Raw genomic sequence first — 14,692 nt, 5'->3', positions numbered from 1 at the left:
AAGCGCAGGCTGAGTGCCTGCGCGTCAGTTCTTAAATCGATTCGGATTCTTTCGGCGCCTGCGTAATACGGACGAACATCGGCGCCAGCAACAAACCCACCTCGTACAGCAGACACAGCGGCACTGCCAGCAGCAACTGGCTCATGACGTCAGGCGGCGTAACAATCGCTGCGATCACAAAGGCACCGACGATCACATAAGGGCGGATTTGCTTCAGCTTCTCGACCGAGACCAGCCCCATACGCACCAGCACAATCACGATCACCGGCACTTCAAAGGTCAGGCCAAAGGCGATGAACATGGTCATCACAAAGCCGAAGTAGCTATCAATATCCGGCGCGACCGAAATCGATTTAGGCGCGAAGTTATTGATGAAGTGGAAGATCACACCGAATACAAAGAAGTAGCAAAACGCCACACCGACCACGAACAGCGCCGACGACGAGATAACCAGCGGTGCGATCAGCTTCTTTTCATGCGTATACAGGCCAGGCGCGATGAATGCCCACAATTGGTACAGTACCCATGGCAGCGACAGCAGGAAGGCCACCAGCATGGTCACCTTGACCGGAATCAGGAACGGCGTGATAACACCTGTTGCGATCATCTTGCTGCCTTCCGGCAGCGCCAGCATCATGGGACGTGCCAGAACGTCATAGATGTCGCCAGCCCAGGGCATCAGGCACAGGAATATCACGATGACTACCAGCGAGGCTTTCATCAGCCTGCTGCGCAGCTCGATCAGATGCGAAATGAATGAGTCTTCGGTACCGGTCATGTTCTTTTCTTCATTCATTATGGCGTGACGGTATTCATCTCAGGTATCCGGGGAGGCAGTTCAAACACTGCACTGTGCTGCGCACCCGCTCCGGTCATCAATGAAAAAAAGGCGAGGATTTACGGGCATGCGCAGGCGTATGTTTCGCCATACGGGCCGCACCGGAAATAACGCGCGATTTTTGGCCGCTTTGACGCTTGTACCAGGACGGAATCGCCGAGGTATGTGCGAGTTTCTTTTTGCGGAAGGTTTTGGATTTGGCCGCGGCCTCATCGTAGGTCGGCGGCTCCATCAGCGGATTGAGCTCCACATCGGCTGAAGATGCGACGTCGTCCCATGCCGAATTCAGCGAACTCTCGGCTTGCGATACACCCTGCGAAATCGACCGTTCGACATCGCTGGCAGCAGACTGCACCTCCTGGTGCATCTTGCGCAACTCGTCGAGCTCCATCTCGCGGCTCACTTCGGATTTGACGTCATTGATATAACGCTGCGCACGGCCGAACAAAGTACCGGCCATGCGTGCCACTTTCGGCAATTTTTCCGGGCCGATGAAAACCAGTGCCGCAACACCAATGATCGCGAGCTTGGAGAAGGCGATATCGATCATATGATTAGCGATAGGCTGTACATAGTGCGGGCAAGTTCAGGCCGGATGGCCGCCCTGCCCACAAGATGATCAGCTATTCGACTTTTCTTTCACTTCAACATCGACGGTGCCTTTGTCGGCAACCTGCGATGGCGCAGCGTTCTGGGCAGCAGGCTTGTCGTCTTCGCCCTTCATGCCGTCTTTAAAACCTTTGACTGCCTTACCGACGTCCGAACCCATATTGCCGAGTTTCTTGGTGCCGAATACCAGCATCACGATGACCAGTACAATCAACCAGTGCCAGATGCTAAATGAACCCATCATTTTCTCCTTGTTAAGCGTCGCCGCCCTAATTCTAGAATTATTGTTTTAAGCCAGTGATCTGCGCCACGGACGCGGTCCGCCTATCACGTGCATATGCAGATGGTACACCTCTTGCCCACCATCCGGTCCGGTATTGAACAGCGTTTTGAAACCACCGGTACCAGGGCCATTACCATCCGCCTGGTAACCAACTCCCTGCTCCTGCGCCAGCTTCGGCGCGAGCAAAGATATTTTACCCAACAAAGCAGCATCCTCAGCCGTGCAATCAGCCAGGGTAGCCACATGTTTTTTTGGAACAATCAGGAAATGGACTGGCGCAGCAGGATTAATATCTTTGAATGCGAGCAGATCGTCGTCTTCATAAATAATCTGCGCGGGAATTTGTTTCGCGGCAATTTTACAAAAAATACAATTATCCAAATGAAACTCCATCGTAGTTGATTCTCAACGCCAGCGTATCAGATGTAGGGATAATTAGTCTGCTTTGCGCGCAGCTTTTTCTTCAATTCCGGAGATGCCCTCACGTCGTGCCAGCTCATTGAGCACGTCTTGTGGGGTCAAATCGAATTGTGCCAGCAGGACAGCCGAGTGAAACCACAGGTCGGCGCACTCGTACAGCACCTTGGATTTGTCATCGCTTACGCGCGCATCCTTGGCCGCCATCACCAGCTCGGTCGCTTCTTCGCCGATTTTTTTCAAAATCGCGTCGTCGCCCTTCTTGAACAAGCGCGCCACATACGATTTTTCAGGATCGCCGCCATTCGCCGGTTTGCGTGATTCAATCACGGCTGCCAGGCGCTTCAGTGTTTCACTCATGCGACTCTGCCTTTATTTGTATATCGTTTCCGGGTTCTTCAGCACAGGCTCGACGGTTTCCCAGTCGCCGTCTTTCGCGCCGCCTTCAAACTTCTGGAAGAAGCAGGAATGACGTCCGGTATGGCAGGCGATCGCGCCGACTTGCTCGACCTTGAGCAAGACCACGTCTTCATCGCAATCCAGGCGCACTTCATGCACTTTTTGCGTGTGGCCGGACTCTTCGCCCTTGTGCCACAGCTTCTTGCGCGAACGACTCCAGTAGATCGCTTCGCCCGACTCTATGGTCTTGGCCAGCGCATCACGATTCATCCACGCAAACATCAGCACATCATTGGTGCCGACTTCCTGTGCGATGACCGGCACCAGGCCGTGCTCATCCCACTTCACCTTATTCAGCCATTTTGCATTGCTGCTCATACCAACCTCATTGGAATACCTTGATCTGCCATGAAACGCTTGGCTTCCTGCACCGTGTGCTGGCCGTAATGGAAGATGCTGGCAGCCAGCACCGCATCAGCGCGACCGACTTTGACGCCATCTGCCAGATCCTGCAAACCGCCGACACCGCCTGAAGCGATCACCGGGATGCTGATCGCATCCGACACCGCGCGTGTCAGGTCCAGGTCGAAACCTATCTTGGTGCCGTCTCTATCCATGCTGGTCAGCAGGATTTCACCAGCACCCAGGCTTTGCATTTTCTTGGCCCATTCGACTGCATCCAGCCCGGTCGCCTTGCGACCGCCATGCGTGAATACTTCCCAGCGGCCATCCGAGGCCTTCTTCGCGTCGATGGCCACGACTATGCATTGCGAGCCGTACTTCTGCGATGCATCGAATACCAGTTGCGGGTTGCTGATGGCCGAGCTGTTGATACCGACCTTATCGGCACCGGCGTTCAGCAAACGGCGCACATCGTCCACCGCGCGCACACCACCACCAACCGTCAATGGAATAAACACTTGTGACGCGACCGCTTCGATGATGTCGAGAATCAGATCACGACCATCCGAGGTCGCAGTAATATCGAGAAACGTAATTTCGTCTGCGCCCTGCTCGTCGTAGCGACGCGCGATTTCTATCGGGTCACCGGCATCGCGCAACTCGAGGAAATTGACACCCTTGACGACGCGACCAGCGGTGACATCGAGACAGGGAATAATGCGTTTTGCCAGTGTCATGCGTCCGCTTCCGGTGCTTCGTCTGTCAATTCATCCGCCCGGTCCTGCGCCGAGCGCAAGTCCAGCGTACCTTCGTAAATCGAGCGACCGCAGATCACACCTTCGATACCTTCGTCCTGTACCGCGCACAGTGCTTCCACATCCTTGATGTTGTGCACACCGCCAGATGCGATCACCGGGATCGTCATGCTTTGCGCCAGCTTGACCGTCGCTTCAATATTCACGCCGCCCATCATGCCGTCACGGCCGATGTCGGTGTAGATGATGGATTCACAGCCGTAATCTTCAAACTTCTTCGCCAGGTCTATCACTTCGTGACCGCTCAGCTTGCTCCAGCCATCGGTTGCGACTTTGCCATCCTTGGCGTCCAGGCCAACGATGATCTGGCCCGGGAAGGCGCTGCAGGCGTCATGCAGGAAGCCTGGGTTCTTGACCGCAGCGGTACCAATGATGATGTAGCTCAGGCCGTCATCCAGGTAGCGTTCTATGGTGTCGAGGTCGCGGATGCCGCCACCCAGTTGCACCGGAATTTCTTCGATGCCGTTTTGCTCAGCGTATTCACGCACTGCCTGCAAAATCGATTTGACGGCCGATTCGTTCTTCGGCTTGCCGGCAAACGCGCCGTTCAAATCAACCAGATGCAGTCGACGCGCACCTTGCAATAACCAGTGACGCGCCATTTCGGCAGGGTCGTCGGAAAATACGGTGGCCTGGTCCATATCGCCTTGTTTCAGGCGAACGCAGTGACCGTCTTTGAGATCGATGGCAGGTATTAGCAGCATGGATACGTTTGGAGTATGAGGTTGTAAGTAGAAAAGAAAGCGATAAAGAATAAGGCTTACGGATTCCAGTGAACAAAATTCTTGTATAGCTGCAGTCCGGCCGTAGCACTTTTCTCCGGATGAAACTGCGTCGCAAAGATGTTATCGCGTGCAATCGCGCTGCAAAACGGCGCGCCGTAGGGTGTTTCACCTACCATGTGCGCAAGATCGGCAGGAACCGCGTAATAACTATGCACGAAATAGAAGTAACTGTCGTCAGCAATCTGGTTCCACAGCGGGTGTGACTGCGCCTGACGCACGCGGTTCCAGCCCATTTGCGGGACTTTAAAGCGGGAACCGTCTTCCTGCAATTGGTCCTCGAGGCGGAACTTGATTACCTTGCCAGGGAACAAGCCAAGGCCGGCCGTATCGCCTTCTTCGCTCCAGTCGAACATGAGTTGCTCACCGACACAGACGCCGAATAAAGGTTTGTTACGCGCGGCATTGAGCAGGGCTTCCTGCAAACCGGATTCCTGCAGCGAACGCATGCAATCCGGGATGGCACCCTGCCCCGGCAAGACCAGGCGGTCCGCCGTATGGATGTCATTAAGCTCACCCGAAATGCGGACATCCGCTTCCGGAGCCACTTTACGCAAAGCCTGGGCGACCGAGCGCAGGTTGCCCAGGCCGTAATCCACTACAACAATTTTGTTCATACCGGTTGATTCAGATTTCAGTGTATTGAAATTCTCTTGCAGGCCGCGAGCAGCTTACAGGCTGCCTTTGGTCGATGGAATCGTACCAACGGAACGCGGATCCAGTTCAGCGGCCATGCGCAATGCACGGCCGAAGGCCTTGAATACGGTTTCGCACTGATGGTGGGCATTCACGCCACGCAAATTGTCGATATGCAAAGATACCAAGGCGTGATTGACAAAGCCCTGAAAGAATTCGTGTGTCAGATCGACATCAAAGGTGCCTATCATCGAACGGGTAAACGGGACATGGAATTCCAGTCCTGGACGACCCGAGAAGTCGATGACAACGCGCGACAAGGCTTCATCCAGCGGTACGTAGGAATGACCGTAACGACGGATGCCTTTTTTGTCGCCTATCGCTTTGGCAAAAGCCTGGCCCAGTGTAATGCCGACGTCTTCCACCGTATGGTGGGCATCGATATGCAGATCACCTTTGGCTTCGATATCCAGATCGATCAGGCCGTGACGGGCGATCTGATCCAGCATATGGTCAAGGAAAGGCACGCCGGTATTCAGTTTTTGCTGACCGGTACCATCGATATTGATCGCAACGCGGATTTGCGTCTCGTTGGTATTGCGCGTGATTTCTGCAGTGCGTGGCGTAGACATATTCAATTAACAACCAGTTATGACGAAGAGGGTAATGCTGGTACAGCATCGAGATATAAATCACTTTGCCACTTCAGAGGCAAAGCTGAGCCAAGTTTATGGCAATACATGCATTTTACCCACATTTTCAACGAGGACTTTAGCTTCGGGCACCTGTTTCGCCAGATACACGCCTTTTTAGCCCGAGAATCGCAGGAATCTGCATAAATGCGCGAACTCTTGGCAATTCCACATCGAAATTAATCAGATTTCTTCCGACGCCGATTTTTGCTCCTGCCCGCTCAAAACCGGACTGCCAGCTTCTTCCTGCGGTGTCAGCAGCTGCAAACGTTTTTCTATCATCTCGCAATATTCGGCATTCAGCTCAAAACCCACGAAATGGCGGCCGCATCGTTTGGCCGCCGCTGCCGTGGTGCCACTGCCCATGAAAGGATCCAGCACCACTCCGCCGGGTGGACACGAAGCCTTCAACATGCGCTCAACTACTTCCAGTGGCTTCTGGGTCGGATGGTCAGCGCGCTCGCGATGCTCTTTATGCAAACGCGACACGCTCCAGACATCTTTCGGGTTGTAGCCCATCTCCAGCCATTTGGCACCAACGAAGATAGAACGCGAACGTGCTTTCTTGGTTTCCGCATCGTAAGGGATGCGCACCGCATCCAGATCGAAATAGTAATCCTTGGCTTTGGCAAAGAAACCTATGGTGTCATGCACCGAAGAAAACTTGCGGGTACCGCCGCCCATCGAAGGCACACGACGATCCCAGATGATTTCATTGAGCATGGTCATGCGCTTCTTCAGCATGACGAATACTTCCGGCGAATAGCGCCAGGTCAGGAAAATGTACAGACTGCCATTCGCCTTCAGCTTGGGCAAAGCGGCATCTATCCATTGCTCCATCCAATGCAGGTAGGCATCGGCATCCAGCTTGTCGGAATCGTTGCCGTAATCCTTGCCCAGTCCATACGGCGGATCGGCAATGATCAGGTCGATCGCACCATCGGGTATCCGCGCCAGCCCAGCCAGCGCATCTTCACAGAAAATGCGATCACGCCAATCCGTCATGGCTGGGCCCGGAGCAATTTCATTTCAGGCGATATTCTGCAGAACGGGCGTGGGCTTGCAAACCTTCGCCGTACGCCAGTTCAGCGGCAACCTTGCCGAGAGTCTGCGCGCCACCCTGGCTGACCTGCAGCATGCTGGAACGCTTCTGGAAGTCATACACACCCAGTGGCGAAGAAAAACGTGCAGTGCGCGAAGTCGGCAACACATGGTTAGGACCCGCGCAATAATCACCCAGCGACTCGGACGAGAAACGACCGAGGAACATGGCGCCAGCGTGGCGGATTTTATCGGCCCATTGCTGCGGATTCTCGGTCGAGATTTCCAGGTGTTCCGCCGCGATCATATTCGCGATCTCGCATGCTTCGTCCATATCGCGCACTTTGATCATCGCACCGCGATTGGTCAGCGAAGTGGTGATCACTTCCTTGCGTGGCATATCCGCGAGTTGACGATTGACGCTCTCTGCCACTGCATCCAGATAAGCCGCATCCGGGCAGATCAGAATGGATTGCGCCAGTTCGTCATGCTCGGCTTGCGAGAACAAGTCCATCGCGATCCAGTCCGGATCGGTCGTACCGTCGCACACCACCAGGATTTCCGATGGGCCAGCGATCATGTCGATACCCACGGTACCAAACACGCGGCGCTTGGCTGCGGCCACGTAGGCATTGCCCGGGCCGACGATCTTGTCTACCTGCGGGATAGTCGCCGTGCCGTACGCCAGCGCAGCGACAGCTTGCGCGCCACCGATGGTGAAGACGCGATCGACACCGGACATCGCCGCCGCTGCCAATACCAATTCGTTCTTCACGCCATTCGGGGTCGGCACCACCATGATGACTTCCTGCACGCCTGCGACTTTGGCAGGAATCGCATTCATCAATACCGATGATGGATAAGCTGCTTTACCGCCCGGCACATAAATACCGACGCGATCCAGCGGTGTTACTTTTTGTCCGAGGATGGTGCCGTCTGCTTCGGTGTAGCTGAAGCCGTTGGAACCAATCTCGGCTTTTTGCCGTTCGTGATAAACGCGCACACGATCCGCTGCAGTCTGCAAGGCGGCGCGACGTACCGGCGACAGTTGCGCCAGTGCGGCTTGCAATGCTTCGCCGCCGATTTCCAGCGCCTGCATGCTGCCTGCTTCGACATGGTCGAATTGCTTCGTATATTCAAGCACAGCAACGTCACCGCGCTTCTTCACATCCTCCAGGATGCGCTGCACGGAGCGATCAATCGCTTCGTCTTCGCTGGCTTCGAACGCCAGTACATCCGCGAGCTGTTGCTTGAAGTCGGGATGTGTGGAATCAAATTTGCGTATCTGTATGGACATCATTTTCCTCAATCAGGCCATGTAGGAATTAAATACTGCCGACATCAAGAGTGACGTTTCGACGCTTGTTCAAACGCTTCCAGTATCGGTTGCAGGCGCTCACGTTTCAGTTTCAGTGCAGCCTTGTTAACGACCAGGCGCGATGAAATGTCCATGATGCGTTCCACTTCAACCAGATGATTGGCGCGCAGGGTGCTGCCAGTGCTGACCAGATCGACGATGGCATCGGCCAGGCCTACCAACGGCCCCAGCTCCATCGAACCATACAGCTTGATCAGATCAACGTGCACACCTTTGGACGCAAAATGTTCACGTGCAGTTTCTACATACTTGGTCACGACGCGCAGGCGCGCACCTTGTTGCACGGCGCTTTCGTAATCGAAGCCATCCTTGACCGCGACCGACATACGGCATTTCGCGATATGCAGGTCGATAGGCTGGTACAGGCCTTCGCCGCCATGCTCGAGCAAGACGTCCTTGCCGGCCACACCGAAGTCAGCGGCACCGTATTGCACATAGGTCGGCACGTCGGATGCGCGCACGATGATCACGCGCACATTTGCATCATTGGTTTGCAGGATCAGCTTGCGCGAGGTTTCCGGATCTTCTGTCACCTTGATGCCTGCGGCTTCCAGCAGCGGCAAGGTTTCTTCGAAAATGCGGCCCTTGGACAGCGCCAGTGTCAGTTGTTGGTTCTCTTGCGTCATCATTTCACTCGCTGTATATCTGCGCCGACGGCGGACAATTTGACTTCCATACGATCGTAACCGCGATCCAGATGGTAAATGCGATCTATCAGTGTTTCGCCTTCGGCAGCCAGAGCAGCAATCACCAGCGAAGCCGAAGCGCGCAAGTCGGTGGCCATCACCGGTGCACCAACCAGCTTATCCACACCATTGATGATCGCAGTGTGACCTTCAATCGTAATCGCAGCGCCGAGGCGATTCATTTCCTGTACGTGCATGAAACGATTTTCAAAAATCGTTTCGATTACGCGGCTGCTGCCTTCTGCAACACAGTTCATGGCCATGAATTGCGCCTGCATGTCGGTCGGGAAACCCGGGTATTCAGTGGTACGGAAGCTGACTGCTTTCGGACGCGATGCCATTTGCACACGTATCCAGTCGTCACCAGACGTCAGGATCGCACCGGCTTCGCGCAATTTGTCGAACGCCACATCCAGCGTATCAGTACGCACATTGCGCAAAGTAACATCGCCACCGACCGTCGCCACTGCGCACATAAAGGTTGCGGTTTCGATACGGTCAGCAATCACTGCATGGCTGGCGCCGTGCAAACTCTCTACACCCTGGATCACCAGGCGATCCGTACCTATGCCTTCGATCTTCGCACCCATCGCCACCAGCAGATTTGCCAGGTCGGTGACTTCCGGTTCACGTGCAGCATTTTCGAGTATGGTCTCACCTTCTGCCAGCGTCGCCGCCATCAGCAGGTTTTCGGTACCGGTGACGGTAATCATATCGGTCACGATGCGCGTACCTTTAAGCTTCTTGGCTTTGGCATGGATGTAACCGGCCTCTATCGTGACCTCGGCACCCATCGCCTGCAAACCCTTGATGTGTTGGTCTACCGGGCGCGAACCGATCGCGCAACCACCAGGCAAGGAGACCCGGGCTTCGCCGAAGCGCGCCAGCAAAGGTCCCAGTACCAGGATGGACGCACGCATGGTTTTCACCATTTCGTACGGCGCTTCCAGCTTATCGATGGCGCTGCCGTTGAGGCTGACTTTATCGCCGTCCTGCTCGGCGCGCAAACCCATCTGGCGCAACAGGCGCAAGATAGTCGTTACGTCCTGCAAATTAGGTACATTACTCAGCTGTACCGTATCGGCCGTCAACAAGCCCGCGCACAAGATAGGCAGCGCTGCATTCTTTGCACCGGAAACAGTGATCTCGCCGGAGAGACGATTACCGCCCCGAATTAAAAGTTTATCCATTTAAAGCTGGTCCGTTCAAATATGCAGTTACTTACTTCTGGAATTCTTCTGGCGTCAGTGTCTTCATCGACAAGGCGTGGATTTCTTCACGCATGCGATCACCCAAAGCGGCGTACACCAATTGATGACGCTGGATCAGGCGCTTGCCTGCAAACGCGTCCGATACGATCACAGCTTCGAAATGCGCGCCATCGCCGCTAACCTCGAGGTGTGAACAATTCAAGCCTGCCGCGATATAACTTTTAACTAATTCCGGTGTGGGCAACATGATTCTGCCTTTATCTAATATGGTGATGATGAGGTGAATAAATAGGGTGTACGGTTTATATCCGGATGATTAATGGCGCAGCTTGTAACCGCTCTTCAGCAGCGACATACCTACGCCTGCCAGCAGCACCAGGAAAAACGCGACGACAGTAGAACTGACCATCGGATTCACATCGGACTGACCGAAGAAGCCATAACGGAAGCCGTCTATCATGTAGAAAAACGGGTTCATATGCGACACGGTTTGCCAGAACGGCGGCAAGGAATGTACCGAGTAGAAGACGCCGGACAGGAACGTGGCAGGCATGATCAGGAAGTTCTGGAATGCTGCGAGCTGGTCAAACTTCTCCGCCCAGATGCCCGCGATCAGGCCCATGGTGCCCAGCATCGCTGCGCCCAACACGGCAAAGATCACTATCCACCACGGTGCGACGAAAGACATGTCGGCAAACCACGCAGTCACGATAAACACGCCGCTGCCAACCACCAGGCCGCGCACGACGGCCGCCATCACATAAGCGCTGAACAACTCCCAGTGCGACAACGGTGGCAACAGGACGAACACCAGATTACCGGTAATCTTGGACTGAATCAGCGACGACGATGAGTTGGCAAATGCATTTTGCAAGACGCTCATCATGACCAGCCCAGGTATCAGGAAAGCCGTGTATTTCACGCCTGGATAAACCTGCACATGGTCTTCCAGCACATGCCCGAAGATCAGCAAGTACAGTACCGCCGTCAGGATAGGCGCGGCCACAGTCTGCGTCGCGACCTTCCAGAAGCGCAGCATTTCTTTATAAAACAGGGTCTGGAAGCCTATCATTTCTCACCTTCCATGATCTGTATGAAAACATCTTCCAGATCTGCCTGCTGCAATTGCATATCCTCTATCGTCACACCCGCCTGGCGTAGCTTTGCCAGTATCGGCTCGACGTCGTTGTAATCGTTGACGCGCAAGGTGTACTTGTTACCGAAGGCCAGTTCTTCCGGATGCGAAACCAATTCCTTCAGTTCGTCCGGCAAACTGCCTGCAGCCAGCTTTACCACCAGTTGCGAACCGGAGATGCGCTTAATCAGCGTGGAGGTGGTATCCAGCGCTACTACCTGCCCACCCTTCAACATGGCGACACGGTTACACAGCGCCTGCGCTTCTTCCAGATAGTGCGTGGTCAATACGACGGTGTGGCCTTCGCGATTCAGGCGTGAAATAAATTTCCACAAGGTTTGACGCAACTCGACATCGACACCCGCAGTCGGCTCATCCAGCACAATGACCGGTGGTTTGTGTACCAGCGCCTGCGCGACCAGCACGCGGCGCTTCATGCCGCCGGACAATGCGCGCATATTTGCGTCGGCCTTGTTGGTCAGGTCGAGGTTGTGCATGACTTCATCTATCCATGCATCGTTATTCTTCAGGCCGTAATAGCCCGACTGCATGCGTAAAGTCTCACGCACGGTAAAGAAAGGATCGAACACCAATTCCTGCGGCACGACGCCGAGCAACTGGCGCGCCTTGCGGTAATCGCTGACGACGTCATGGCCCTGGATGGTGACGTTACCCGAGTCGGCACGGTTCAGACCGGCGATGATGGAGATGAGCGTGGTTTTGCCCGCCCCGTTCGGGCCGAGCAAGCCGAAAAATTCACCTTCTTCGATAGAAAGTGAAACGCCATTCAACGCTTTCAGCGTGCGATAGCTTTTTTCGACATTGTTAATTTGAATTGCAGCCATGGTGGCTCAGAACACTTTACGCAAGAATGGAACGCTGACGGCGGCGCAATTCACGCTACCGGATGCGAAAACCTTTGATTATATTGGATTTTCACGTTGAACCCCTGCACGAGGGGCTGTGAAACGTAGTACGCGGGAAATTGACGACGGGGTCAATGATGGGGCAAATCTGTGCGCGCGGAGCTGGAACCGATCAATTCGGCCACATCATAGAGGGAAATCAGGCTGCGCAGATTCCCTGGCAGATTGTTGAAACTGAGGAAAACGGCGCGGGCGCTGGCGGTACGACGCCAGGCCAGCATGGTGGCAACTGCCGCTGAATCGACAGTTTCCACTTTAGCAAAATCAAATTCCGTCTGCCCGGCAGCAATCGCCTGCAAACCAGCGTTCAATGCCGTTTTGGCATTGTCGAAAGTGAGCGATGTACCGGGCTGGAACATTATCAGGAAGCCTTAGCTGGTTTTGCCGAGCTGGCGGCAAGCTTTTTGTTCTTTTCTGCGAGAGTCTTGATCAGGCCATCAACGCCCGATTTGCTGATTTCTGCGGCAAAGCTGCCTTTGTAGGTTTCAACCAGCCATGCACCCAGCACGTTGACGTCATAAATCTTCCAGCCAGCTGCCGATTTCGCCAAGCGATAGCTCAACTGGATAGGCTCACCACGTTGCTGGATAACCTGTGTGTTCACGATGACTTCGGTGTCAGCAGGATCAGCACGCAAAGGGCGATACTCGAGTTTTTGATCACGGATTTGCGAGATAGCGCCCGAATAGGTGTACATCAGCAAGCTGCGGAATTCGTGGGTCAGCTGTTTTTGCTGATCCGGTGTTGCATCACGCCAGTAACGACCGGCAGCCAGCGCTGTCATGCGTTGGAAATCAACATACGGCAAGATTTTTTCATCAACGACTTGCTGGATACGACGTGGATTGCCGCTTTGGATTTCCTTATCGGATTTAGCGGTCGCCATCACATCTTCACTGATGCGCTTGATCAAGACATCCGGTGCTTCCTGCGCTGCGGCATAGCCAGCGAACATCAGAGCTGCAACTGCGAACGACAATTTCTTAAATATATTCATATTTCCCTAACCCAATTTCTGACCGGTTGAACGGCATGGCGAATTACATAAGAGCAAGCACATGCCGCGATAACCGGATTACACCCACATGCGTGCAACCGGCTCGTTTGCATGCGATTCGACTGCTTTCAGCACACGTGGTTCAACAATGATGCTTGCGCCCCGCTACGAATCTGTAACAAGAAGCAAGCAGTTGATTAGCTTTGCGGGCCAATTGCCTTGTCGTTGGTCGGTTTGGCATCCGCACCGTCACGCACCTGGCTTTCACGACGTTGCAAATAAGCACCGCGGATGAAGGTGTAACGATCCAGCGCCACATCTTCCAGCAAGTTGGTTGCGTTCAATGCCGAAGCACGCAGATCGATGACGCGTACCACTGCACCTACGTTACGTACGTCAACAGGTGTGACGTATGTCCATGCATCGCCGTAGATATCAACTGGCAAGGCAGCAGTATCACGCAGGGTCGAAGGACCAAACAAAGGCAGGACCACGTACGGACCGGAACCTACGCCCCATTTACCCAGGGTCTGACCGAAATCTTCCTTGTGCTTCTGGATACCCGCTTCAGACGCGATATCCAGGATACCGCCGAAACCGAATGTGCTGTTGACTGCGACGCGCATCACGTCGGACAGACCTGCTTCGCCTTTTCCTTGCAGGAAATTATTGACCATGGTCCAGACGTCGCCGATGTTGCCGAAGAAGTTATTGACGCCGGTCTGTACAAACGAAGGCAATACATCCTGGTAGGCAGTCGCAGCTGGTTTCAGCGCCACACGGTCCACGGTGTCGTTAAAGCTGAACATCGCACGGTTAAAACCTTCGAGCGGATCAGCCTGATTGTTGGCGGTGCTGCTGGCACATCCGCCGAGCAGCAATGCGGAAGCTAACAAGAGTGTTTTGCTGGTATTTTTCATTTTTGGTCTTCTTTCCCTTCGGTTGCCTTGCTGAAGAGGAACTGACTAATCAAGTTCTCCAGCACCATGGCCGATTGTGTCATTGTAATTCTGTCACCTGCTGCCAGGTTGACGGTATCGCCACCTGGTTCCAAACCTATATATTGTTCGCCCAGCAAGCCCGAGGTCAAAATTTTGGCCGACGAGTCTTTCGGGAAAACATAACGACTTTCAATATTCAGGGTAACGGTCGCCTGATAGCTTTTATCATCGAAGGAGATATCGGCTACGCGTCCCACCACCACGCCGGCACTTTTTACGGGTGCGCGCGGCTTCAGTCCGCCGATATTATCGAATCTTGTCACGACCGGATAAACCTGCTCGAAGGACATCACCGATCCCATGTTCCCGGCTTTCATCGCCAAAAAGAACAGTGCGGCAGCGCCCAGCAGCACAAACAGGCCAACCCATAAGTCTAATGATTTTCGTTGCATAAACAGATACCTCAAATATGGGAGAAATCGCTATTTATCAAAAATAGTGTCT

Annotated in this window: 21 protein-coding genes; all 21 read right to left on the bottom strand. The window is 54.1% G+C overall.

The window, feature by feature from the left end:
• Positions 1-31: 31 nt before the first annotated feature.
• Positions 32-778: a twin-arginine translocase subunit TatC gene (gene tatC, locus IXC47_RS12570; RefSeq protein ID WP_230089541.1), complete on the bottom strand. Its 747-nt coding sequence runs from the start codon at positions 776-778 to the stop codon at positions 32-34.
• A 97-nt stretch (positions 779-875) separates the two neighbouring features.
• Positions 876-1,388: a Sec-independent protein translocase protein TatB gene (gene tatB / locus IXC47_RS12565; protein WP_175624748.1), complete on the bottom strand. Its 513-nt coding sequence runs from the start codon at positions 1,386-1,388 to the stop codon at positions 876-878.
• A gap of 69 nt (positions 1,389-1,457) precedes the next feature.
• The gene (tatA, locus tag IXC47_RS12560; RefSeq protein ID WP_076593136.1) at positions 1,458-1,688 is read right to left on the bottom strand and encodes a Sec-independent protein translocase subunit TatA; all 231 of its coding nucleotides are present in this window, start codon (positions 1,686-1,688) and stop codon (positions 1,458-1,460) included.
• Positions 1,689-1,736: 48 nt separating this feature from the next.
• Positions 1,737-2,111 (bottom strand): histidine triad nucleotide-binding protein, encoded by a 375-nt coding sequence (locus IXC47_RS12555; RefSeq protein ID WP_175624747.1) that lies wholly within the window; start codon positions 2,109-2,111, stop codon positions 1,737-1,739.
• Between the two features lie 54 nt (positions 2,112-2,165).
• On the bottom strand, positions 2,166-2,507 hold the full coding sequence (locus IXC47_RS12550) for a phosphoribosyl-ATP diphosphatase (protein WP_175624746.1): 342 nt from the start codon (positions 2,505-2,507) through the stop codon (positions 2,166-2,168).
• Positions 2,508-2,519: 12 nt separating this feature from the next.
• Positions 2,520-2,924 carry a phosphoribosyl-AMP cyclohydrolase gene (gene hisI / locus IXC47_RS12545; RefSeq protein WP_124574313.1) on the bottom strand — a complete coding sequence of 135 codons (405 nt, stop codon included), beginning with the start codon at positions 2,922-2,924 and terminating at the stop codon, positions 2,520-2,522.
• Entirely contained in the window at positions 2,921-3,685 is a 765-nt protein-coding gene (gene hisF / locus IXC47_RS12540) for an imidazole glycerol phosphate synthase subunit HisF (protein WP_175624745.1), read from the bottom strand. Before hisF ends, hisI begins: the two co-directional genes overlap by 4 nt.
• Positions 3,682-4,467, bottom strand: coding sequence for a 1-(5-phosphoribosyl)-5-[(5-phosphoribosylamino)methylideneamino]imidazole-4-carboxamide isomerase (hisA, locus tag IXC47_RS12535; protein WP_175624744.1), 786 nt, complete (start codon positions 4,465-4,467; stop codon positions 3,682-3,684). Before hisA ends, hisF begins: the two co-directional genes overlap by 4 nt.
• A gap of 56 nt (positions 4,468-4,523) precedes the next feature.
• Positions 4,524-5,162, bottom strand: a complete 639-nt coding sequence (gene hisH, locus IXC47_RS12530; protein WP_195875839.1) for an imidazole glycerol phosphate synthase subunit HisH — start codon at positions 5,160-5,162, stop codon at positions 4,524-4,526.
• Between the two features lie 54 nt (positions 5,163-5,216).
• Positions 5,217-5,813, bottom strand: a complete 597-nt coding sequence (gene hisB, locus IXC47_RS12525; RefSeq protein ID WP_175624742.1) for an imidazoleglycerol-phosphate dehydratase HisB — start codon at positions 5,811-5,813, stop codon at positions 5,217-5,219.
• A gap of 243 nt (positions 5,814-6,056) precedes the next feature.
• A complete protein-coding gene (locus tag IXC47_RS12520; protein WP_175624741.1) occupies positions 6,057-6,878 on the bottom strand; it encodes a DNA-methyltransferase in 822 nt (273 codons plus the stop codon).
• Positions 6,879-6,897: 19 nt separating this feature from the next.
• On the bottom strand, positions 6,898-8,211 hold the full coding sequence (hisD, locus tag IXC47_RS12515) for a histidinol dehydrogenase (RefSeq protein WP_175625199.1): 1,314 nt from the start codon (positions 8,209-8,211) through the stop codon (positions 6,898-6,900).
• Between the two features lie 44 nt (positions 8,212-8,255).
• Positions 8,256-8,918 (bottom strand): ATP phosphoribosyltransferase, encoded by a 663-nt coding sequence (gene hisG / locus IXC47_RS12510; protein WP_175625198.1) that lies wholly within the window; start codon positions 8,916-8,918, stop codon positions 8,256-8,258.
• The gene (murA, locus tag IXC47_RS12505; RefSeq protein WP_175624740.1) at positions 8,918-10,168 is read right to left on the bottom strand and encodes a UDP-N-acetylglucosamine 1-carboxyvinyltransferase; all 1,251 of its coding nucleotides are present in this window, start codon (positions 10,166-10,168) and stop codon (positions 8,918-8,920) included. The genes hisG and murA overlap by 1 nt, the downstream gene beginning before the upstream one ends.
• Before the next feature lie 31 nt (positions 10,169-10,199).
• A complete protein-coding gene (locus IXC47_RS12500; RefSeq protein WP_175624739.1) occupies positions 10,200-10,436 on the bottom strand; it encodes a BolA family protein in 237 nt (78 codons plus the stop codon).
• A gap of 69 nt (positions 10,437-10,505) precedes the next feature.
• The gene (locus IXC47_RS12495) at positions 10,506-11,261 is read right to left on the bottom strand and encodes an ABC transporter permease (RefSeq protein ID WP_195875838.1); all 756 of its coding nucleotides are present in this window, start codon (positions 11,259-11,261) and stop codon (positions 10,506-10,508) included.
• Positions 11,258-12,169, bottom strand: a complete 912-nt coding sequence (locus IXC47_RS12490; protein WP_175624738.1) for an ABC transporter ATP-binding protein — start codon at positions 12,167-12,169, stop codon at positions 11,258-11,260. The genes IXC47_RS12495 and IXC47_RS12490 overlap by 4 nt, the downstream gene beginning before the upstream one ends.
• Before the next feature lie 152 nt (positions 12,170-12,321).
• Positions 12,322-12,609 carry an STAS domain-containing protein gene (locus tag IXC47_RS12485; protein ID WP_195875837.1) on the bottom strand — a complete coding sequence of 96 codons (288 nt, stop codon included), beginning with the start codon at positions 12,607-12,609 and terminating at the stop codon, positions 12,322-12,324.
• 2 nt (positions 12,610-12,611) lie between these two features.
• Positions 12,612-13,247 (bottom strand): MlaC/ttg2D family ABC transporter substrate-binding protein, encoded by a 636-nt coding sequence (locus IXC47_RS12480; protein ID WP_175624736.1) that lies wholly within the window; start codon positions 13,245-13,247, stop codon positions 12,612-12,614.
• Between the two features lie 197 nt (positions 13,248-13,444).
• Positions 13,445-14,167, bottom strand: a complete 723-nt coding sequence (locus tag IXC47_RS12475; RefSeq protein ID WP_175624735.1) for an MlaA family lipoprotein — start codon at positions 14,165-14,167, stop codon at positions 13,445-13,447.
• Entirely contained in the window at positions 14,164-14,640 is a 477-nt protein-coding gene (gene mlaD / locus IXC47_RS12470) for an outer membrane lipid asymmetry maintenance protein MlaD (RefSeq protein WP_175624734.1), read from the bottom strand. The genes IXC47_RS12475 and mlaD overlap by 4 nt, the downstream gene beginning before the upstream one ends.
• Between the last annotated feature and the right edge of the window lie 52 nt (positions 14,641-14,692).

This window comes from Herminiimonas contaminans (genome assembly GCF_015645465.1).
Lineage (GTDB): Bacteria > Pseudomonadota > Gammaproteobacteria > Burkholderiales > Burkholderiaceae_D > Oxalicibacterium > Oxalicibacterium contaminans.
The sequence above is the reverse complement of the archived record's forward strand: the minus strand, read 5'-3'. Positions and strand labels throughout refer to the sequence as shown.

Excerpts from the sequence above, each read along its gene's own strand:
- IXC47_RS12490 (WP_175624738.1), bottom strand. The coding sequence starts at position 12,169 with ATGGCTGCAATTCAAATTAACAATGTCGAAAAAAGCTATCGCACGCTG.
- hisI (WP_124574313.1), bottom strand. The coding sequence starts at position 2,924 with ATGAGCAGCAATGCAAAATGGCTGAATAAGGTGAAGTGGGATGAGCAC.
- IXC47_RS12550 (WP_175624746.1), bottom strand. The coding sequence starts at position 2,507 with ATGAGTGAAACACTGAAGCGCCTGGCAGCCGTGATTGAATCACGCAAA.
- IXC47_RS12520 (WP_175624741.1), bottom strand. The coding sequence starts at position 6,878 with ATGACGGATTGGCGTGATCGCATTTTCTGTGAAGATGCGCTGGCTGGG.
- IXC47_RS12495 (WP_195875838.1), bottom strand. The coding sequence starts at position 11,261 with ATGATAGGCTTCCAGACCCTGTTTTATAAAGAAATGCTGCGCTTCTGG.
- tatB (WP_175624748.1), bottom strand. The coding sequence starts at position 1,388 with ATGATCGATATCGCCTTCTCCAAGCTCGCGATCATTGGTGTTGCGGCA.
- hisB (WP_175624742.1), bottom strand. The coding sequence starts at position 5,813 with ATGTCTACGCCACGCACTGCAGAAATCACGCGCAATACCAACGAGACG.
- IXC47_RS12480 (WP_175624736.1), bottom strand. The coding sequence starts at position 13,247 with ATGAATATATTTAAGAAATTGTCGTTCGCAGTTGCAGCTCTGATGTTC.
- hisA (WP_175624744.1), bottom strand. The coding sequence starts at position 4,467 with ATGCTGCTAATACCTGCCATCGATCTCAAAGACGGTCACTGCGTTCGC.
- hisH (WP_195875839.1), bottom strand. The coding sequence starts at position 5,162 with ATGAACAAAATTGTTGTAGTGGATTACGGCCTGGGCAACCTGCGCTCG.
- IXC47_RS12485 (WP_195875837.1), bottom strand. The coding sequence starts at position 12,609 with ATGTTCCAGCCCGGTACATCGCTCACTTTCGACAATGCCAAAACGGCA.
- mlaD (WP_175624734.1), bottom strand. The coding sequence starts at position 14,640 with ATGCAACGAAAATCATTAGACTTATGGGTTGGCCTGTTTGTGCTGCTG.
- IXC47_RS12500 (WP_175624739.1), bottom strand. The coding sequence starts at position 10,436 with ATGTTGCCCACACCGGAATTAGTTAAAAGTTATATCGCGGCAGGCTTG.
- tatA (WP_076593136.1), bottom strand. The coding sequence starts at position 1,688 with ATGGGTTCATTTAGCATCTGGCACTGGTTGATTGTACTGGTCATCGTG.
- IXC47_RS12475 (WP_175624735.1), bottom strand. The coding sequence starts at position 14,167 with ATGAAAAATACCAGCAAAACACTCTTGTTAGCTTCCGCATTGCTGCTC.
- hisD (WP_175625199.1), bottom strand. The coding sequence starts at position 8,211 with ATGTCCATACAGATACGCAAATTTGATTCCACACATCCCGACTTCAAG.
- murA (WP_175624740.1), bottom strand. The coding sequence starts at position 10,168 with ATGGATAAACTTTTAATTCGGGGCGGTAATCGTCTCTCCGGCGAGATC.
- hisF (WP_175624745.1), bottom strand. The coding sequence starts at position 3,685 with ATGACACTGGCAAAACGCATTATTCCCTGTCTCGATGTCACCGCTGGT.
- tatC (WP_230089541.1), bottom strand. The coding sequence starts at position 778 with ATGACCGGTACCGAAGACTCATTCATTTCGCATCTGATCGAGCTGCGC.
- hisG (WP_175625198.1), bottom strand. The coding sequence starts at position 8,918 with ATGACGCAAGAGAACCAACAACTGACACTGGCGCTGTCCAAGGGCCGC.